The sequence below is a fragment of the Tritonibacter sp. SIMBA_163 genome, from assembly GCF_046535935.1.
Lineage (GTDB): Bacteria > Pseudomonadota > Alphaproteobacteria > Rhodobacterales > Rhodobacteraceae > Epibacterium > Epibacterium scottomollicae.
Genome location: NZ_JAWJBP010000002.1, coordinates 567,061 through 586,455, shown reverse-complemented (window position 1 = coordinate 586,455; position 19,395 = coordinate 567,061). Strand labels below are relative to the sequence as shown.

Here is a 19,395-nt window from a genome sequence, read left to right as displayed (position 1 = left end):
CAGGGTAATGCTGCAAATTGATACCTGGAAGAGGGTGCTCATCTGGCTGGTTTGCGTTGCCGGCCTTTTGCTCGCCCTGCCCAACGCGTTCTACACCCGTGTGGAACAGTCAAACGATGCCTATGCCGAGATAGCCGTTCAGGGGGAAACGCCCGAGCGTCTGGCTGTGGCAGAACAATGGCCAGAGTGGATGCCCTCCGGTCTGGTGAACCTCGGTCTCGACCTGCGCGGCGGTGCGCATCTGCTCGCCGAAGTGCGGGTCTCGGATGTCTATGCCGCGCGCATGGACGGTCTCTGGCCAGAGGTGCGCAACACCTTGCGGGAGGAGCGCGGCAGTGTCGGGACCTTCCGCCGGGTTCCGGAGGCGCCAGCGGATCAGATTCGTCTGCGCCTGTCGGATGAAAGCGGCATGACCCGCGCGCTGGAACTGGTGCGGGGGCTGGCCAACCCGGTGACCTCGCTCACCGGTGCCGGTGCCACGGATATCACGGTCAGCGGGCAGGGTGACATGATCACCATTGCGCTGTCGGATGAAGAAAAGCTGGCCTCTGATGATCGCACCGTGCGCCAGTCGCTGGAAATCATCCGCCGCCGGATTGACGAGGTTGGAACGCGCGAGCCAACGATCCAGCGTCAGGGCAGTGACCGTATTCTGATCCAGGTGCCGGGGATCGGCTCTGCGGCAGAACTCAAAGAGATCATCGGCACCACGGCTCAGTTGACCTTCAACCCGGTGGTCAGCCGCGGCTCGGATGCCGAGGAAAACCCCGGCATTGGCAACAAGCTCATTCCGTCTCTGGATGAGCCGGGCACATTCTACACCGTGGAATCCGCGCCTGTCGTCACCGGCGAAGAGCTGGTGGACGCGCAGCCGGCCTTTGACCAGAACGGTCAGCCTGCGGTGAATTTCCGGTTCAACACGGCCGGTGCGCGCAAGTTCGGCGATTATACCGCCCAGAACATCGGCGCGCCCTTTGCCATCGTGCTGGATGATGAGGTGATTTCCGCTCCTGTGATCCGTTCCCATATCCCCGGCGGCTCCGGTATCATCACCGGCAATTTCAGCGTCGAGGAAAGCACCAATCTCGCCGTTCTTCTGCGTGCGGGCGCATTGCCTGCGGAGCTTCAGTTCCTGGAAGAGCGGACGATTGGTCCCGAGTTGGGTCAGGACAGCATCGACGCAGGCAAGGTGGCCACGGTTGTCGCCTTTGTCGGGGTGCTGGTCTTCATGGTGTTGAGCTATGGGATGTTTGGTTTCTTCGCCAATATCGCATTGATCCTGAACATCGCCCTGATCTTTGGCGCGCTCAGCCTCATTGGCGGCACACTGACCCTGCCGGGCATCGCGGGCATCGTCTTGACGGTCGGCATGGCAGTTGACGCCAACGTGCTGATCTTTGAGCGCATCCGCGAGGAGCTGAAAGCCGGGCGTGGTCCGGCCAAAGCCATCGACGAGGGCTACTCTAAGGCGCTCTCGGCGATCGTGGACGCCAATATCACCACCTTCATCACCGCCGTGATCCTCTTTGCCATGGGCTCAGGCCCGGTGCGCGGCTTTGCCATCACCCTTGGGCTCGGTATCATGACCTCGGTCTTCACCGCGATTTTCGTCACCCGACTGATTATCGTGATGTGGTTCGAACGTCGCCGCCCCAAAACCATCGAGGTGTAATGAGATGCGGTTGAAACTCGTACCTGAAGGAACCTCCTTCGATTTCTTCAAGCGCTGGAAGCTCTGGCTGGGGATATCGGCGCTGATGGTCGTCATCGGCTTTGCGTCTTTTGCGCTGCAGGGGCTGAACTTCGGCATCGACTTCCGGGGCGGCACCACCATCCGCACGGAGGCGGAGCAGGATCTGGATATCGGCACCTATCGTGATGCCATTGCGCCGCTTGGGCTCGGGGACATCACAATCACCGAGGTGTTCGATCCGACCTTCGATGACGATCAGCACGTTGCGATGATTCGGATCGAGGCCCAGCAGGATGGTGAAGCCCTGTCGAGCCAGGTGATCGCCGATGTCCAGGCTGTGTTGGATGAGGTGGCGCCAGGGATCAAGTTCATCTCCGTGGAAAGCGTCGGCCCGAAGGTGTCCGGTGAGCTGGTGCAGACAGCCGTTCTGGCGGTTGCGCTGGCGATCGGGGCGGTGCTGATCTACATCTGGCTGCGCTTTGAGTGGCAGTTTGCACTCGGTGCCGTGGCGGCGCTGGTGCATGATGTCATTCTGACCATCGGGGTGTTCTCCGAACTGCAGATCAAGTTCGACCTCGCCATCATCGCGGCGTTGCTGACGATCGTTGGCTACTCGCTGAACGACACCGTGGTGGTGTTTGACCGGGTGCGGGAAAACCTGCGCCGGTACAAGCAAAAGCCGCTGTCGGAGGTTCTGAACATCTCCATCAACGAGACGCTGAGCCGGACGGTGATGACCTCGGTCACCACGCTGCTGGCACTGATCTCGCTTTACGTGCTGGGTGGCGATGTGATCCGGGGCTTTGTCTTTGCGATGATCTGGGGTGTTGTGATCGGCACCTATTCGTCGATCTTTGTGGCCTCCACCATCCTGCTTTGGCTGGGTGTCAAACGGGATTGGTCCAAGCCCGACAACACAACGGGCAATCAGTTTGCCAAAATCGACGCCTGATTTTCGACGATAACAGACCTGAAGCAGCCGCGGTAACATGCCGCGGCTGTTTTGCGTTCAGGGGTGCTACATCAGGCCCTCATATTCGATGCGGGCGACCTACAGCGCGACCAGACTGCCTTCATCTTTTCAAAAATATCTCGGAGCGCGAGGCAGAGCCTCGCATGTCCACTTGCCGGTTTCAGCATTTCAACTTGCGTGGTATTCACCAGTGCAATCGTCAGGAAGGAGAGTGTCATGCGCCTCAACGAAGTGGTTTATTCCGATGCCGTTCCGGTCGACGGCTATGGGCCGGGCTTCTTTCGTGTCGGTGGTGACCTCCACGAAGGGGCCGTTCTCACCGGTGCGACCGGCACCCGCACATGGGGCGGCTATGCCGACACCGCGCCCCTGTTGGCGCTCGCTGGTGATGTCGATGTGCTGTTTGTGGGAACCGGGGCTGAGATCGCCCATATTCCGGCTGATCTGCGCGCGGAGCTGGAGCAGGCCGGGCTGGGCGTCGAGGTGATGAACTCGCCGGCCGCCTGCCGCACCTACAATGTGCTCCTGTCCGAAGGCCGCCGCATCGCGCTGGCCGCACTGCCAGTTTGATCTGGCGCAAGGCAAACCATGTGAAGATCTGCTTTTCATGCATGATAGCAATAGATTAGGCCATGGGTGCTATGCTGCGGGGCGCATATGATTGAGGTCAGGGATCTGAGCGTGAGCCGGGCAGGTTTTCCGGTACTTGAAGGCGTGCAGTTCGCGCTGCCTGCAGCAACGGCGCTTGTGCTGCGCGGTCCTAACGGGATCGGCAAGACGACCTTGTTGCGCACGTTGGCCGGACTTCAGCCCCCGCTTGCCGGAGAAATCCTCGGCGACCCGGAGGATATTGCCTATGCGGCCCATGCGGATGGTCTGAAACTGACGCTGACGGTTGAGGAAAACCTGACATTCTGGGCGCGGGTGTTCGGCGCGCACGACATTGAGCCGGCGATCAAGGCCTTTAACCTGGCGGCGCTCCGGACACGAGCCGCCGGTAGCCTGTCCGCCGGGCAGAAACGTCGCCTGTCGCTGGCGCGGTTGATGGTCACCGGGCGGCGGCTCTGGATCCTCGATGAGCCGACAGTGAGCCTTGATGCCGCCTCGGTGCAGCTGTTCGCTGCCACCATCCGCGCTCATCTCAATGCCGGTGGTGCGGCGATCATGGCGACCCATATCGACCTCGGCATCGAGGGGCGGGTTTTGGACCTGACACCGTTCAAGGCAAAGCTGCCGGCGCTGGATGCGGATGACGGGGGCTTCCTGTGAGCGCGCTGTTGCTGCGGGACCTGCGGCTGGCGTTTCGCGCCGGGGGCGGCTTCGGGCTGGGGCTTGCGTTCTTTCTGATCGTGACCGTGATGGTGCCGTTCTCCGTGGGTCCGAACTCCGCCACGCTTGCGGTGATTGCGCCCGGCGTGTTGTGGCTGGGTGCGCTGTTGGCGTGCCTCCTGTCGCTGGACCGGCTGCTGGCACTGGACTGGGAGGATGGCTCTCTCGACCTGCTGGCCACCGCGCCTCTGCCGCTTGAGGCTGTCTTGAGCGTGAAATCTCTGGCGCATTGGCTCACCACCGGATTGCCGCTGGTGCTGGCGGCGCCGGTGCTGGGGGTGCTGCTGAACCTGCCCGCAGGCGGCTATCTCTGGATCACGCTTTCGCTGTTGTTCGGGACGCCTGCGCTGTCGGTGATTGGCACCTTTGGTGCTGCTTTGACCGTGGGGCTGAAGCGCGGTGGCCTCCTGTTGTCGCTGCTGGTGATGCCGCTTTACGTGCCGACACTGATTTTTGGCGCCGAGGCCGCCCGACGCGGCGCGGCAGGGATGGCGGTGGAGACACCGCTCCTGATGCTGGGCGGGATCACGCTTGGTGCGATCGCGCTTTTACCCTTTGCCTCCGCTGCTGTGCTGCGCGTCAATTTGCGCTAGCAGCAGGAGATTGTGATGACCCGAAACAAGAGCTAGAAGGCCAGCATGTCGATCTGGGAATACGCCAATCCGAAGAAATTCCTGCACACCAGCGAGCGTGTGCTGCCATCCCTTTGGGTGGTCTCTGCCGTATTGATCCTCGGCGGGCTGATCTGGGGGTTCTTCTTCACGCCGGATGATTACCGACAGGGCTCCACCGTCAAGATCATCTACCTGCATGTGCCGGCCGCGCTGATGGCGATCAATGCCTGGTTCATGATGCTGCTGGCCTCGCTGATCTGGGTCATCCGTCGGCACCATGTCAGCGCGCTGGCCGCCAAAGCAGCCGCCCCTGTAGGGATCATCATGACCTTGATCGCGCTGATCACCGGCGCGATCTGGGGGCAACCGATGTGGGGCACCTGGTGGGCCTGGGACCCGCGGCTGACCTCCTTTCTGGTGCTGTTCCTGTTCTACCTCGGCTACATTGCGCTCTGGGAAGCGATCGACAATCCGGACACCGCGGCTGACCTGACCTCGATCCTTTGCCTCGTGGGCTCTGTTTTTGCGGTGCTGTCGCGCTATGCGGTGAATTTCTGGAACCAGGGGCTGCATCAGGGCGCGTCGCTGTCGCTCGACAAGGAAGAGAATGTCGCGGATGTCTTTGCCTTTCCGCTCTACACATGCATGGCGGGGTTCATCCTGTTTTTCATTGCATTGGTGCTCTACCGGACCGGGACGGAAATCCGCGCCCGCCGGATGAAGGCGCTGATCGCGCGGGAAAGGATGTCAGATGCCTGATCTTGGAAAATACGCTGACACGGTGTTGTCCGCCTACGCCGCATCGTTGCTGCTGCTGGCGCTGTTGCTCGTCGTGACCCTGTGGCGCGGTGCCCGGGTCCGTTCAGAGCTGAAGTCTGTCGAAAAGAGGATACGTGGCAATGGCTAAGATCTCGCCCATGATGGCGCTTCCGGTGGTTGTCTTTGCGGGTTTTGTCGGGCTGGCGTTTGTTGGCATGGGCCGCGAGGACCCGGAGAACCTGCCGTCCGCGCGGGAGGGCAAGGCCGCCCCGGCAGTGGCGCTGAGCGAGTTTCCCGGCAAGGAGAGCTTTGACAATGAGACCCTGCGCGACGGTGAGGTTAAGCTGGTCAACTACTGGGCCAGCTGGTGCGGTCCATGTCGTGCCGAACACCCGAGCCTCACGGCGCTCTCTGAGGAGGGCGTGGCGATCTACGGGGTGAATTACAAGGACCAGCTGGGCAATGCGCAAAGCTTCCTAGAGGAGCTTGGTGATCCCTATGCGGGCGTCGGACGGGACGAGAACGGGCGCATGGCGCTCGACTGGGGGCTCTACGGCGTGCCGGAAACCTATGTGATTGATGGCGAGGGCACCATTGTGCTGCGCTTTGCCGGACCGATTACGGCGAAAGTGCTGGAACAGACCATCCGACCGGCGATGGAAAAAGCGGCGGAGTAGGCGCCGCTGATCCCGTCAGGAAGCGATGGATTCTTTCACGTCGTAGGCGGCGCGGGAGGTGCGAATACCTGGCTGATGTGTCTCCGCCCAACGCGCCAGATGGCTGATTGCGCCGTGTAGTGAGGCCCCCCGTTGGGTCAGGCTGTATTCCACCTGCGGCGGCGAGGTGTCCAGCACCTGACGAGACACCAGCCCATCACGTTCGAGATTGCGCAGGGTCACCGAGAGCATGCGCTGAGAGATTGCTTCAATGACGCGGCGCAAGGCATTGAAGCGGCAGGGGCCTTTTGACAGCTCCATGATCACCAGCACCGACCAGGCATCGCCAATGCGATCCAGAACATCCCGGATGGCGCAGTCGTATTCCAAGGCGCGTCGGCGTCCCATGGCGGTTCCTTTCAGGTAACTATGTGCTCAAAACATGCGTATTCCGGGCGCGGTTCTCAGCCCTTAGGTAGTTCCTATCAGTAACTATCAAGTTGGAGACATCAAATGAAGCTATTTGTTCTGGGCGGCACCGGCATGATCGGCAGCCGGATCGTAGCAGAGGCCCTGTCGCGTGGTCATGAGCTGACCATCGGCAGCCGCAGGCCCGAGGTCGCAGTGCTCGACGGGGTGCAGTCCGTTAAGCTGGACGTCAGCGATACGGCGGCACTCGCGGCGCAGGCCGAAGCGGCGGATGTCACCATCACCGCGGTCAGCCCGCGCAGCACCGGCGACGCGATCGCCGAATCCAACGCCTATGCCGAAGCCCTGATCGCTGGACTGGGCGGGAACCGGGTGGTCATCGTGGGCGGCGCGGGGTCGCTGAACCTGCCGGATGGAAGCCCGGTGGCAGATGTGGTGCCGGACGCCTATCGCGCCGAGGCACAGGGCATGCGGCAGGCGTTCGAGAAGATCGCCGCAAGTGCCCTCGATTTCACCGTGGTGGCGCCGGCCGGGTTGATCGAACCCGGCGAGCGGACAGGTAAGTTCCGTCTTGGCGGCCGGGAATTGATGACGGATGAGGCGGGCAACAGCCGGATCTCTGCCGAAGACTATGCCGTGGCGCTGATGGATGAGGTGGAGACCCCGACCCATAGCCGCGAGATCTTTCACGCGGCCTATTGATCCGGCTCAGAGCCGGTAACCTCCGGTCACCGGCAGCACTGCGCCGGTGATGAAGCTGGCAGTGTCGGAGGCCAGAAAATACACCGCCCTGGCGATGTCCTCCGGGGTTCCGGGGCGACCCAGGGCGGTGTCCTTCACGAAGATCTCGGTCAACTCGTCAGGGCGGGGCGCTTCGGGCACGTTGATCGCGCCAGGTGCCACCGCGTTCACGCGAATGCCCTCTGGTCCCAGTTCCTTGGCCATGGCGCGGGTCCAGAGGTTCAGCGCCGCCTTGCTGGCACCATAGCTGGCCGCATCACGGGGCGGCAGGTCGGCGTTCATCGACGAGATGTTGACGATGCTGGCGCCGGGCCTCAGATGGGGCAGGGCGGCGGCGAGGATGGCCTGTGGCGCGATGGTATTCAGCTCGAACACCCGGCGATGGGCAGCGGCGTCGAACGTCTCTTTCGGGGTCGACTGCACCAGTCCGGCGTTGTTGACGATCACATCCAACCGGCCAAATTTTTCGATCACCTGCGCGACCAGATCCGCGGCGCTTTCGTCCTGCAGCAGGTCACATGAGATGGAAACCACATTGGTCTGTGCCTCCAGATCATCTGATGGCGGTGTATTCAAATACGAGCGCAGAACATTGTGATCGTTGGAGAATTGCGCCGAAATGGCCCGGCCGAGGCCATAAGTGCCTCCGGTAACTAGGACGGTCTTGGTCATCAGGGTCTCCCACGCTGGAAGATGCAGGGGCTGCACCATGATGCCACTCAAGCGCGGGCAGGCAGAAATGACAAGACCACCCGCCGCGACGGAGGTCGTCAGGGGCTGACGCGGCCGCTCAACAGCTGATCTGTCGGCGTTCCAGCTCTGTCTCAATCGGAAACTGTCCGATCACACCGGTGTCGATGGTCTCATAGATGCGCGTATCAATCTCGCGCCGCATGTAGGTGGACTGAAATTCCAGAAGATCGTCCCCTGCAATCACGTGATCGAGATATGCCTCAAAGATTTCCCGATTTTCCCACAAGCTTACGGATTTGATTTCGCCATGCTCCGGCGAAGCATAAAGGCGGGTTTCATAGCAGCCCTTGCGGAGACCCTTGTCATCCTTCGACAGGGCGGTCGCAAGGTTCAGAACTTCTTCAAATCGGGCATGGAGCGGATAATACTTGGTGATAACAGCAATCATTCTGACGCCTCGTTAGGTCCTTACGGCAGATGGATCATGCGTATCACACGGGGTGTTATGCTTGTGTTACCATCTTGTAGTCGCAATAAAAAAGGGCGGCACACTGTGCCGCCCGCGCCATTGTCGAACAGGTCACGATCAGCTTTTCGCGAGCTTGCGCAGCACATAATGCAGCACGCCACCGTTTTCGATGTACTCGATCTCCGGGGCCGTATCGATGCGACATTTCAGGGTGATGGTCTTGCTGCTGCCATCGGGATAGGTGATGGCGCAGTCGACCTCCTGCAGCGGCGTGACGCTCTCAAGACCCTTGATGTCCACGATCTCATCGCCGGTGAGTTTCAGTGACTTGCGGGTGTCGCCGCCAGTGAACTCAAACGGGATGACGCCCATCCCCACGAGGTTGGAGCGGTGGATGCGCTCGAAGCTCTCGGCAATCACTGCCTTCACGCCCAGGAGCGCCGTGCCTTTGGCCGCCCAGTCGCGCGATGACCCGGCGCCATATTGCTCGCCACCGAATACCACCAGCGGGGTGCCGGCCTCCTGATGCGCCATGGACGCCTCATAGACCGAGGTCTGCTGACCATCGGGGCCTTTGGTATAGCCGCCTTCAACGCCGTCCAGCATCTCGTTCTTGATGCGGATATTGGCGAACGTGCCGCGCATCATGATCTCGTGGTTGCCGCGACGCGACCCGTAGGAGTTGAACTCGCGCGGCTGCACCTGACGGTCGAGCAGGTATTTGCCCGCCGGTGTCGTGGTCGCGAAGGACCCCGCCGGAGAGATGTGGTCGGTGGTGACCATATCGCCAAGGATCAGGAGCGTCTTTGCGCCCACAACGTCCTGAATGGTGCCCGGCTCCGCGCCCATGTTCTGGAAATAGGGCGGGTTCTGGATATAGGTCGAGGTTGCGGGCCAGTCGTAAGTTTCCGCTTCGGTGGTTTCCACGCCCTGCCATTTTTCGTCGCCCTTGAAGACGTCGGCATATTTGGACTGGAACGCCTCGCGGGTGACGGTGGCCTCGACCAGATCGGCGATTTCTTTCTGGGTCGGCCAGATGTCCTTCAGGTAGACGTCATTGCCATCCTTGTCCTGTCCCAGCGGGTCGTTGGTCAGGTCGACATTCATGTCGCCAGCCAGCGCATAGGCCACCACTAGGGGCGGTGAGGCGAGGTAGTTGGCGCGCACGTCCGGGCTGATCCGGCCTTCGAAGTTGCGGTTGCCGGACAGGACCGATGCCGCCACCAGATCGCCCTCGGAAATGGCGTCGGAGAACTCCTGCTGGATCGGGCCGGAGTTGCCGATACAGGTGGTGCAGCCGTAGCCCACGAGGTTGAAACCTATCGCGTCCAGATGTTCCTGCAGGCCCGCGGCCTCCAGATAATGCGACACCACCTGAGAGCCGGGCGCGAGCGAGGTCTTGACCCAGGGTTTACTGTCGAGACCGAGTTCATGCGCCTTTTTCGCCACCAGGCCGGCACCGATCATCACATAGGGGTTCGATGTGTTGGTGCAGGAGGTGATTGAGGCAATCACAACGGAGCCGTCGCGCAGCTCGAACTCCTCGCCCTTCACAGGGTGGGATTTGCGCGGATCGACAGGTGCCGTCGGCGCTGGCCCCTCGGAGGCCATGTCGGCTGCATCAGAGGACGCATCAACACCACGGTAGTCGGAAACCACCTTCTTGAACGCGGGCGCGGCGACGTCGAGCGCCAGATAATCCTGCGGGCGTTTCGGGCCGGAAATCGCCGGTACGATGGTGCCCATGTCGAGCGTCATCGTGTCGGTGTAGATCGGCGCGTAGTTTTCGTCGCGCCAGAACCCGTTTTCCTTGGCATAGGCCTCCACCAGAGCAAGGCGGGCTTCATCGCGGCCGGTGTTGCGCAGATAGCGGATGGTCTCCCCGTCGATCGGGAAGAAGCCGCAGGTGGCGCCATACTCTGGCGCCATGTTGGCAATGGTCGCGCGGTCGGCCAGCGGCAAACGGTCCAGTCCAGAGCCGTAGAATTCGACAAATTTGCCAACAACGCCCTTGGCGCGCAGCATCTCGACGACCTTCAGCACGAGGTCGGTGCCAGTGGTGCCTTCCATCATCTCGCCGGTCAGCTCAAAGCCCACGACTTCGGGGATCAGCATGGAGATCGGCTGGCCGAGCATCGCGGCCTCGGCCTCGATACCACCAACGCCCCAGCCCAGAACGGAGGCGCCATTGACCATGGTGGTGTGGCTGTCTGTGCCCACCAGCGTGTCAGGATAGGCGACTTCCTCGCCGTTCTGGTCCACGTCGGACCAGACGGTCTGGGCAAGATATTCCAGGTTCACCTGGTGGCAGATGCCGGTGCCCGGTGGCACGACGCGGAAGTTGTTGAACGCGCCCTGACCCCATTTCAGGAACTGGTAGCGTTCCATGTTGCGTTCGTACTCACGGTCCACGTTCATCTGGAAGGCGCGCGGGTTGCCGAACTCATCAATCATCACTGAGTGGTCGATCACCAGATCGACGGGCACCAGCGGGTTGATCTTGTTGGCGTCACCGCCAAGGTTCTTGATGCCGTCGCGCATGGCGGCAAGGTCGACCACGGCAGGCACGCCGGTGAAGTCCTGCATCAATACGCGGGCCGGACGGTAGGCGATCTCACGCGGGTTCTTGCCGCCATTCTTGGCCCATTCGCCAAAAGCCTTGATGTCATCCGTGGAGACGGAAAACCCGTCGTCCTCGAACCGCAGCAGGTTTTCCAGCACGACCTTGAGCGCCGCGGGGAGCTTGGTGAAATCCCCAAGCCCGGCTTCGGTGGCTGCTGGTATCGAGTAATAGGCAATCGACGTGCCGTTCACGCTGAGCGTCTTGCGTGTCTTGGCTGTGTCCTGTCCGACGGTGATAGGCATGGTGGCCTCCCTCATAAATGACAAATAGGGACTTCGCTGCAGATTGTCTGCCTCATGCAGACCTGTCGTTCAATAGAAGAAACATCGCATGACGCAGAATTGTATGCAATGGTACACAAATATGCATTATTTCCTGTCACACCTCTCAAGAATGATTGATTGGCCATTGAGGCAGGCGGAGCGTACATCCGTAAGCCTAACAACCTGACAGGCGACTCATGCGGTTTATTTCGCTTTCCTCTCTGATTTTTTCGGCGATCTGCGCCGTCTCTGGTCCGGCAACGGCGGAGCCTTCCCCTGTGGTGGTAGAACTCTTTACCTCGCAAGGTTGTTCCTCATGTCCTCCGGCGGATGAACTGCTGAAGCGACTTGCCACCCGTGAGGATGTGCTGCCCTTGGCCTATCACGTTGATTATTGGGACTATATTGGCTGGGCAGACGCTTTTGCCGATCCGGCCCATACGGTGCGCCAGCGCGGATATGCGCAGGTGGGTGGGCGCAACATGATCTATACCCCCCAGATGATCATCATGGGGCGCGAGGATGTGGTCGGCGCAGATGCGATGCAGCTGTCAGAGGTGCTGGGCACTTATGCCGGTCACAAGCCGAAGGTGAACCTTTCGGTTCTGGTTCGGGGGGAGCAAATCTCGATCAAAGTGCCGAAACAGCCTGAGCGGCGCGGTGATGTCTTGCGGGTTCAGCTGGTAAGGTACATGCCGTTGCGCCGCGTCGATATCAAACGCGGGGAACTTGCGGGCAATACGCTGGATTACGCCAATGTGGTTGAAAGCGTGCAGGTTCTGGCCGATTGGGACGGCGCTGACCCACTCGATCTGTCCGTCGAGCTGCCTGATGATCTGCCGGCTGCGGTATTGGTGCAGCAATGGCCGTTTGGTCCCATACTCGCCGCCGCCCGCGCGGAGTAGCGGGTCTACGCACTGTCCGGCTGGTCGGGGTGCGGGGTGTCATGCATGGGTTTCCAGCGCCGGTGGACCCAGAACCACTGTCCCATATTCGCGCGCACCATACGCTCCAGATCATCGCAGACCGCCTGCGTCATCGTCACCGGATCGGAGTGCGGAATCTCGTCGGCGACCACTACCTCGAAATCAATCCCATTGTCGCCGCGCAGGCCGTAGATCGGAATGAAGGCGGCGTTGTATTTCAATGCCAGCTCCGCCGGCACTGTCGAAGTGAGAGCCGGGCGCCCGAAGAACGGCAGATACTGCCCTCCAAACGCGTGCATATCCGCGACAATAGCGATGTTTCCGCCCGCTTTCAGGTGGCGCACCATTGCGACCATGCCACGTTTTCCCTGCTCGAACATGGGCTTTCCGGTGGCTGAAATCGCTTTGACGTAGTGGTCGTTGAAATAGGGATTTGCCATGCGCCGATAGAGCGACCCCATGTTGAACCCCATCTGGACCAGTTTGGATCGTGCGGCGTCGTAATTGCCGAAATGTCCCGTAACGAGCACCACCGGACGCCCCTCTGCGCGCGCGGCCTCCAGCGCCTTCAGGCCGGGGCCATTGATGGGGGCCGCCTTGGCGCGGGCCCAGAAGGGCGCGCCGGCATACAGTTCTGCAAGCGTGCGTCCGACATTGTCGGCGACCTGATGGCACAGCGCGTCGACCTCGCTCTCGGTCAGGTCCGGACGTGTATAATGAAGGTTGCGGCGCACCCGCTTGTGAAACCCGGCGAGGGGGGCAACCTTGCGCAGGGTCCAGCCCATCGCGGGCACGCGCCAGCGATATGGGATCAGTTTCAACCCGCCGATCAGCCCACGCAGGAACAGATTTCCGACAAAGTAATTTGCGCGCTGTGAAAAGGTCAGCTCCGAATGGGCGACGGGCATGGGGGATTGTGCTCCTGCTTGCGATACCGCAACGCCCGATCATAGAGGGCGCCGCTGCCTTGCACAAGAAACCGCCACGAAGAAACCCGCGCCGGTGTGGCACGGGTTTGTTTCGTGTCAGGTCATGATGGGGTGATCGACGCGCGGCGGTGCTAGTCTTCTTCTTCCTCGTCAGACTTCAGCTCGATGTCGCCGTTGACCACCATTTCACGCAGCATATTGACGATAATACCGTAGGCAGCCTCACCATCGGCCCGTTTGATACGACCAAGCTGGTTTGCTTCTTCGCGCAGGTTGTTGGCCATGCGGCTGGACATGTTGTCCAACAGGAAGGTGACCGACGCCACATCGTCCTCATCCGTGGCAAAGGCGATGGCGGTGGTGATGTCCTGCGGGCCCAAGGCGCGGACCAGTTTCGGCACATCGACCGGTTCCAGTTTCTGCGCGATCAGCGCAAAGGTGAAGATCGACTTGCGCACATCCGTGGCGAACTCCTGGTCCTCCTCATCGAGCGCGGTCAGAACCTCCTCGCGTTTCGCTGCGGCGGATTGCGTCAGGATGGCCCCGACACGTTGGCCTGGCGTTTTGTCAAAGGCGACCTGCGGGCGCGCTTCGATCTGTGAGGCGAGCGACAGTCCGATGCGATCCACCGTGTCCGGTGTAACGCTGCTTGTCTGGCTCACCGCATAGGTGATGCGACGTGCAATCGGACCCGGCAAATGCTGCAACATCTCTGCCGCCTTGGCGGTGTCGATCTTGGACAGCAACACAGCTGCGACTTCGGTGCTTTCGGCCTTGGCCAGTTCGGCCAGTTCCTCGGGCGGTAGCTTGCGCAGCCGATCCCAGGGGTCGCCGAATTGGCGCACACCCGCTTCCTTTCGCAAACGGCTGTGCGTGTGCCGGCTGATTTTGCCCTCCATGGCGCTCAACGCACCTGCGAGGCCATTGGGGAAGGACAGCCCGATATTTTCGAGCTGTTCTGCAAATTCGGCCGCGACTGCGTCCAACGTCTGGCGATCTACCAGGCGCATCTTACCCATTTGCTGAGTAAGTTCGAGTTGCAGATCGTCTGGCAACTCTTCAAGGGGGACATCGGCGCCTTCGTTCAAAAGAAGACGAACGACAATAGCCGCTTTGGCTTTCCCACTAAGCTGGGGAGCCCCCCCCATGAGGGATGGTGCGGGCGCCGGTGACGAAAAATCGCCAAGTCCGTCGCCCAGTGGCGCCATAGGAAGCGCTAGAGCTGATGATTGTTCCATTCTTGAACCTTGACCCGAAAAGATTCTCTTTCTGTCAGGAAGCAAGATATGCCTTCAGCAGTAAAGAAAGCCTGAAGTTTAGTAGTTAACGGTCACACCCGTCTGAATTGCCTGACGCAGCGAGGCTTCGGCCCATGTCCCGTCACCGCCGCGCGCCCTGATTTCCTTCCACTGGGCCAGTGCCTGCGCATATTCTCCAGTTTCAACAAAGCCTTGCGCCATATAGCTCCGCGCGAGGATATTGTCGGGATCTTGCGCGATCGCATGGGTGTAATAGTCTTTCGCTTCGGAGGAGTGACCAAGTTTGCGGTGGGTGAACCCCCAATAGGTCAGGACGCGGCTATCCATCTGATCCGGATGGGCGGCAAGCACGGCCTGCGCATCTTCGAAGCGGTCCAGATAGGCCAGCTCGCGCGCGGTCTGCAGCAGTTGCTCGTCGCTCAGGGATGATTCTTCAGGCTTCACGCATTTCTGCGCATCTTTATCCCAGACGCGTTTGCCCCAGCATTTTTTGGTGGTGTCCGATGGGGTCGGCGGCGTGGTCGTGTCGCCGCCAGCGGCAAAACCGGCCATTGGCATGGTAAAGGGCAGGGCAATGGCAAGTGCGAGGGACGTGAAACGCATGAGGATCTCCTATCTGTTGTTGTTCAAACTACGCTGAAAGCGCGGTGAACGGCCAAAACAAGTCATCACGAAGCTGTGAGGCGAAAAGAAAAACCCCGCCGGTGAGGGCGGGGTTTGATCTGTGTGCGTGAGGGCGTCCTTATTCGCCGAACACCCGCTTGAAGATCGTGTCGACATGTTTGGTGTGGTAGCCCATGTCGAATTTCTCGTTGACGCCATCCTCGCCCAGCGCGGCAACCACATCAGCGTCGGCCAACAGCAGTTCGCGGAAATCGAGGCGCTCTTCCCAGACCTTCAGCGCGTTGCGCTGCACCATGGAATAGGCATCCTCGCGGCTGACACCGGCCTGCGTCAGCGCCAGAAGGACCCGCTGCGACATCACCAGACCCGGGAATTTGTTCATGTTGTCCAGCATGTTCTGCGGGAACACCAGCATCTTGTCGATGACACCCGCCAGACGGTGCAGGGCGAAATCAAGCGTCACGGTGGCGTCGGGGCCGATGCCGCGCTCGACGGAGGAATGCGAAATGTCACGCTCGTGCCAGAGGGCGACGTTCTCCATCGCCGGGATCACCGACATGCGCACCAGACGCGCCAGACCGGTGAGGTTCTCGGTCAGCACCGGGTTTTTCTTGTGTGGCATCGCCGAGGAGCCCTTTTGCCCCATGGAGAAGAATTCCGCGCCTTCCAGCACTTCGGTGCGCTGCATGTGGCGGATCTCGGTCGCAACGTTTTCTATCGACGAGGCGATCACGCCGAGGGTGGCAAAGAACATCGCATGACGGTCGCGCGGGATCACCTGGGTGGAGATCGGCTCCGGGTTCAGGCCAAGCTGTTCGCAGACATGTTCCTCGACCGACGGGTCGATATTGGCGAATGTGCCCACGGCGCCGGAAATCGCACCGGTGGCGATTTCCTCGCGCGCGGCAACGAGGCGGGCGCGGTTGCGGTCCATCTCGGCGTAAAAGCGCGCGAAGGTCAGGCCCATGGTGGTGGGCTCCGCGTGAATGCCATGGCTGCGGCCGACGCGCACGGTGTCCTTGTGCTCCAGCGCGCGTTTCTTCAGCGCCGCCAACAGCTTATCCATGCCAACCAGCAGCAGGTCGGCGGCACGGGTCAGCTGTACGTTGAAACAGGTGTCCAGCACATCGGAGGAGGTCATGCCCTGATGGACAAAGCGCGCTTCGTCGCTGCCCACATGTTCAGCCAGATGGGTCAGGAAGGCGATGACGTCATGTTTGGTGACGGCTTCGATCTCGTCGATGCGGGCGACGTCGAATTCCACATCCTTGGCTTTCCAGACCGCCTCGGCGTTTTCGCGCGGGATCACACCAAGGTTCGCCATGGCGTCGCAGGCATGTGCCTCGATCTCGTACCAGATGCGGAATTTGGTCTCGGGGGACCAGATGGCAACCATGTCGGGGCGGGCATAGCGAGGGATCATGGGCGGCGGCACCTTTTGTCGTCAGTGGATGAGATGCCGCTCTCATAGACGAGCCATGCCCCGGCGGCAAGCGTGGCGCCGCATCGTGTCTGCTGCCGGGGCGGGCTGCTAGTCGGCTGTGGTGGGACCGTCGGGTCGGAACAGCGCCTCTGAGGGCGCGCTTTCCAGTCGGGTCTCCACATGTGAGCTTTGCTCCAGCGTCCTATGCACGGGGCATTTGTCGGCAATTTCCAACAGCTTGTTGCGCTGCTCCGGGGTCAGATCTCCGCTCAGGTGGATGACACGCATGAAGCGATCAATCTTGGCTGGCCCCGAGGGGATGGCGTCCTGCGCGTGAACCTTGTCGTGGCATACCTCGACACTGATGTTGTCCAGCAGCCACCCCTTGCGGCGGGCATACATGCGCAGGGTCATCGAGGTGCAGGCCCCTAGACCCGCAGCGACAAACCCGTAGGGCGACAAACCGCGATTTGTGCCGCCATAGGCTTCTGGTTCGTCGGCATACACATGGTGATAGGGGCCGTTTTGGACGTCCTGCAGGAAGCCCTCCGGGTCGGCTTCGGTGACGCGAATGACCCCCTCTGGCGCGCCGGGCGGCGGGGCGGGTGGTTTCATGTCCACATAGCGTGTGGCCCAGGTCGCGATCACATCCGCCGCATATTCCGCGTCACAGGAATCGGTGATCAGGTGATCGGCATCGTCCAGCGTGACAAAGCTCTTGGGATGGCGCGCGGCCTGAAAAATCTCGGCGGCATTGTCGATGCTGACGGTGGCATCCCGGGGCGCATGCATCACCAGCAGGGCGGCCTTCAGATCTGCCACAGCCTCACCCAGTTCCGTCTGGCGAATGTCGTCGACAAACTCCTTGCCGATCACAAAGGGGCGCCCCCCAAGGCTGACTTCTGCCTGACCGTCGCGCTGGATCGCCTCCAGCGCATGATCGAAATGATGTGCCACATGGCTGGGATCAAAGGGTGCGCCGAGCGTCACCACGCTTTTGACCGATGGGATGCCCGCACGCGCGCGCAGGACCGCCGCTCCGCCCAGCGAGTGACCGATCAGCATGTCGGGCGCCATATTGCGTCCGGCCAGATAGCGCGCGGCTGCAATCAGATCCGCAACATTGGAGCTGAAACTGGTGTTGGCGAACTCGCCCTCGGAATGTCCCAGCCCGGTAAAGTCGAACCTGAGCACCGCGATGCCCATGGCGGCCAGACGCGCGGCAATCCGCCGGGCGGCGGGGATATCCTTGGAACAGGTGAAGCAATGGGCAAAAAGGGCGGTGGCCAGCACCGGACCGTCGGGCAGGTCGAGACGGGCGGAGAGGTCATGTCCGGCGTGACCGGAAAATGTGATGCGTTCAGTGGGCATTGGCAGTGCTTTCGGGGCTTGGCTTTGGGGTGTCGGCCTTTCTAAGGTGCGCCGAGGCCCGCGGTACGGCAAGGCGGCTGTCACAACCGTCACGGGAAGGTGAAGGAGCGTCACATGGGTGAGCATCAGAATTCAGACCACGCGCTTGCCGGCATCGGGCGGTTTGCGCCTCTGGACGCCCGCGACAGGGACATGTGGTCACGCCTTGTGATGTTCTGCCGCCAAGAGCCGCGGGCGTTCGGGCGTGACCCGCTGACCAGTCATGTCACCGCATCGGCCTTTGTGCTGTCGCCGGACCTGTCGTCGGTATTGCTGACCCATCATGCAAAGCTCGACCGTTGGCTACAGCTTGGTGGGCATTGTGATGGCATTCAAGACGCTTGCTTCACCGCCACCAAGGAAGCTTATGAGGAAAGTGGCCTGTCGCGCATCCGACTGCTGACTTCGGAGGTCTTTGATGTCGATGTGCATGACATCCCGGCCTCCACCAAGGAGCCTGCGCATCTGCATTATGACGTGCGTTATCTGTTTGTGGCAGAGGCAGGCGAGCCTATTGCCAGCGAAGAATCCCATGCGCTGGCGTGGGTCCCGCTGGATCAGTTGGCGTCAGAGGCGGACAGCGTGGCCGTTGTGGCGCGCAAATGGCCGCTCTGGCGGGAGCGGTTGGGACTGTGAATCGTGTATTGAACCTGTGCCGCGCCGTGGTTTGGGCGTTCTTGATCCTCAGCACCCTGTCCTTGGCGGGCAGTTTTCTGGGGATGGTGCACCCTTTGGGGGATAGCCTGTCGGTCTTTCGTGTGCCCTTTGCGGGTCTTGCGATGATCTGCGCCTTTATCCTGCGCCGTGATGCACGCGCGGCGTTGACGGGGGCGGCAGCGACGGTTGTGATGATCGTCAATTGGCTGGGGCATCTGCCAGACGAGGCAAACGGCACCCCACCGCCCTTGACGCTGTATCAGAAAAACATGCTCTGGCGGAACGCGGGCAACGACAGCCTGACGCAGGCCATTCGCAAGGCGCGCGCAGATATTGTCACGCTCGAAGAAATCTCTCGTTTCAATCTGCCGATCCTGAAGACTTTGCAGTCGGACTATCCGGTGCAGCAGTATTGCCCGTTCCGCAAGGTCGGAGGCGTTGCGGTTCTGGCGCGCGGGGTCACCGCGACCGACAGGCTTGCCTGCGCAGAGGATCTTGGGCTGGCCGCGATGGAAGTGGAGGGTCCCGCAGGGCGGTTCTGGGTGGCGGCCCTGCATCTGCCCTGGCCTTGGCCGCACGAGCAGGCCGATCATGTAGAGCGGGTGGTGAAGCGCCTGGAGAGCCTTGACGGGCCGGTGATCCTCGCCGGAGATTTTAACGCCGTGGGTTGGTCTGATGCGGTGGCACAGATCGGCGCTGCCGGCGGCATGGCGCGGGTCGGGCCCTATGCGGCGACGTTTGATTTGCCGCTGGTCAATTACCCCATCGGCATCGACCATGTGCTGGCGCCGGGCGGCGAGGGCGTGATCGAGGTGTTGCCGAAACTCGCCTCCGATCACCACGGGGTTTTGGCGCGCCTGCCTTGGCCACGCCCGGCGGATTGATCCGCCGAAGACCGCAAGATATAGGCCACCCCGTCCCCTCG

21 protein-coding genes are annotated in these 19,395 nt (G+C 61.3%); 12 read left to right on the top strand and 9 right to left on the bottom strand.

Annotated elements, in window-relative coordinates; genetic code table 11:
* Window positions 1-7 precede the first annotated feature (7 nt).
* The 8 genes from secD to R0J92_RS06655 all read left to right on the top strand — a co-directional run bounded on the left by secD (window position 8) and on the right by R0J92_RS06655 (window position 6,045).
* Window positions 8-1,672 (top strand): protein translocase subunit SecD, encoded by a 1,665-nt coding sequence (gene secD / locus R0J92_RS06690; RefSeq protein ID WP_106165280.1) that lies wholly within the window; start codon window positions 8-10, stop codon window positions 1,670-1,672.
* 4 nt (window positions 1,673-1,676) lie between these two features.
* Window positions 1,677-2,645 carry a protein translocase subunit SecF gene (gene secF / locus R0J92_RS06685; RefSeq protein ID WP_411051123.1) on the top strand — a complete coding sequence of 323 codons (969 nt, stop codon included), beginning with the start codon at window positions 1,677-1,679 and terminating at the stop codon, window positions 2,643-2,645.
* A gap of 237 nt (window positions 2,646-2,882) precedes the next feature.
* The gene (locus R0J92_RS06680; RefSeq protein ID WP_411051122.1) at window positions 2,883-3,236 is read left to right on the top strand and encodes an Mth938-like domain-containing protein; all 354 of its coding nucleotides are present in this window, start codon (window positions 2,883-2,885) and stop codon (window positions 3,234-3,236) included.
* Between the two features lie 87 nt (window positions 3,237-3,323).
* The gene (gene ccmA, locus R0J92_RS06675; RefSeq protein ID WP_411051121.1) at window positions 3,324-3,935 is read left to right on the top strand and encodes a heme ABC exporter ATP-binding protein CcmA; all 612 of its coding nucleotides are present in this window, start codon (window positions 3,324-3,326) and stop codon (window positions 3,933-3,935) included.
* Window positions 3,932-4,588, top strand: a complete 657-nt coding sequence (gene ccmB / locus R0J92_RS06670; RefSeq protein WP_411051120.1) for a heme exporter protein CcmB — start codon at window positions 3,932-3,934, stop codon at window positions 4,586-4,588. Before ccmA ends, ccmB begins: the two co-directional genes overlap by 4 nt.
* A 45-nt stretch (window positions 4,589-4,633) precedes the next feature.
* Entirely contained in the window at window positions 4,634-5,368 is a 735-nt protein-coding gene (locus tag R0J92_RS06665) for a heme ABC transporter permease (protein WP_106165275.1), read from the top strand.
* Window positions 5,361-5,516, top strand: a complete 156-nt coding sequence (gene ccmD / locus R0J92_RS06660) for a heme exporter protein CcmD (RefSeq protein WP_317386362.1) — start codon at window positions 5,361-5,363, stop codon at window positions 5,514-5,516. Before R0J92_RS06665 ends, ccmD begins: the two co-directional genes overlap by 8 nt.
* Window positions 5,509-6,045: a DsbE family thiol:disulfide interchange protein gene (locus R0J92_RS06655; RefSeq protein ID WP_411051119.1), complete on the top strand. Its 537-nt coding sequence runs from the start codon at window positions 5,509-5,511 to the stop codon at window positions 6,043-6,045. The genes ccmD and R0J92_RS06655 overlap by 8 nt, the downstream gene beginning before the upstream one ends.
* Before the next feature lie 15 nt (window positions 6,046-6,060).
* Here R0J92_RS06655 and R0J92_RS06650 read toward each other — a convergent pair whose 3' ends face one another.
* Window positions 6,061-6,432, bottom strand: coding sequence for a winged helix-turn-helix transcriptional regulator (locus tag R0J92_RS06650; RefSeq protein WP_411051118.1), 372 nt, complete (start codon window positions 6,430-6,432; stop codon window positions 6,061-6,063).
* A gap of 105 nt (window positions 6,433-6,537) precedes the next feature.
* Between R0J92_RS06650 and R0J92_RS06645 the strand changes: the two genes are divergently transcribed.
* Window positions 6,538-7,155, top strand: a complete 618-nt coding sequence (locus R0J92_RS06645; RefSeq protein WP_411051117.1) for an NAD(P)-dependent oxidoreductase — start codon at window positions 6,538-6,540, stop codon at window positions 7,153-7,155.
* A gap of 6 nt (window positions 7,156-7,161) precedes the next feature.
* Here R0J92_RS06645 and R0J92_RS06640 read toward each other — a convergent pair whose 3' ends face one another.
* From R0J92_RS06640 to acnA, 3 genes are all read right to left on the bottom strand, one after another.
* Complete coding sequence (locus R0J92_RS06640; RefSeq protein WP_411051116.1) at window positions 7,162-7,866, bottom strand: SDR family NAD(P)-dependent oxidoreductase; 705 nt, start codon at window positions 7,864-7,866, stop codon at window positions 7,162-7,164.
* Window positions 7,867-7,984: 118 nt separating this feature from the next.
* Complete coding sequence (locus R0J92_RS06635) at window positions 7,985-8,335, bottom strand: hypothetical protein (protein ID WP_411051115.1); 351 nt, start codon at window positions 8,333-8,335, stop codon at window positions 7,985-7,987.
* Window positions 8,336-8,473: 138 nt separating this feature from the next.
* Window positions 8,474-11,221, bottom strand: coding sequence for an aconitate hydratase AcnA (gene acnA, locus R0J92_RS06630; protein ID WP_411051114.1), 2,748 nt, complete (start codon window positions 11,219-11,221; stop codon window positions 8,474-8,476).
* A gap of 218 nt (window positions 11,222-11,439) precedes the next feature.
* On the opposite strand from acnA, the gene R0J92_RS06625 reads away from it, so the two are divergent.
* Entirely contained in the window at window positions 11,440-12,147 is a 708-nt protein-coding gene (locus R0J92_RS06625) for a DUF1223 domain-containing protein (RefSeq protein ID WP_317386355.1), read from the top strand.
* 5 nt (window positions 12,148-12,152) lie between these two features.
* Here the strand turns inward: R0J92_RS06625 and R0J92_RS06620 are convergent, their stop codons facing one another.
* From R0J92_RS06620 to R0J92_RS06600, 5 genes are all read right to left on the bottom strand, one after another.
* Entirely contained in the window at window positions 12,153-13,076 is a 924-nt protein-coding gene (locus R0J92_RS06620; protein WP_411051113.1) for a lysophospholipid acyltransferase family protein, read from the bottom strand.
* A 152-nt stretch (window positions 13,077-13,228) separates the two neighbouring features.
* Window positions 13,229-14,335 carry a flagellar motor switch protein FliG gene (locus R0J92_RS06615; protein ID WP_106165266.1) on the bottom strand — a complete coding sequence of 369 codons (1,107 nt, stop codon included), beginning with the start codon at window positions 14,333-14,335 and terminating at the stop codon, window positions 13,229-13,231.
* 78 nt (window positions 14,336-14,413) lie between these two features.
* Entirely contained in the window at window positions 14,414-14,959 is a 546-nt protein-coding gene (locus R0J92_RS06610; protein WP_411051112.1) for a tetratricopeptide repeat protein, read from the bottom strand.
* A 139-nt stretch (window positions 14,960-15,098) separates the two neighbouring features.
* Entirely contained in the window at window positions 15,099-16,403 is a 1,305-nt protein-coding gene (gene purB / locus R0J92_RS06605) for an adenylosuccinate lyase (RefSeq protein ID WP_411051111.1), read from the bottom strand.
* Window positions 16,404-16,511: 108 nt separating this feature from the next.
* Window positions 16,512-17,774 carry an alpha/beta fold hydrolase gene (locus R0J92_RS06600; RefSeq protein ID WP_411051110.1) on the bottom strand — a complete coding sequence of 421 codons (1,263 nt, stop codon included), beginning with the start codon at window positions 17,772-17,774 and terminating at the stop codon, window positions 16,512-16,514.
* Between the two features lie 114 nt (window positions 17,775-17,888).
* On the opposite strand from R0J92_RS06600, the gene R0J92_RS06595 reads away from it, so the two are divergent.
* Together R0J92_RS06595 and R0J92_RS06590 are read left to right on the top strand one after the other, a co-directional pair.
* Window positions 17,889-18,449, top strand: coding sequence for an NUDIX hydrolase (locus tag R0J92_RS06595; protein WP_411051109.1), 561 nt, complete (start codon window positions 17,889-17,891; stop codon window positions 18,447-18,449).
* Window positions 18,446-19,354: an endonuclease/exonuclease/phosphatase family protein gene (locus R0J92_RS06590; protein WP_411051108.1), complete on the top strand. Its 909-nt coding sequence runs from the start codon at window positions 18,446-18,448 to the stop codon at window positions 19,352-19,354. The genes R0J92_RS06595 and R0J92_RS06590 overlap by 4 nt, the downstream gene beginning before the upstream one ends.
* Window positions 19,355-19,395: the final 41 nt, after the last annotated feature.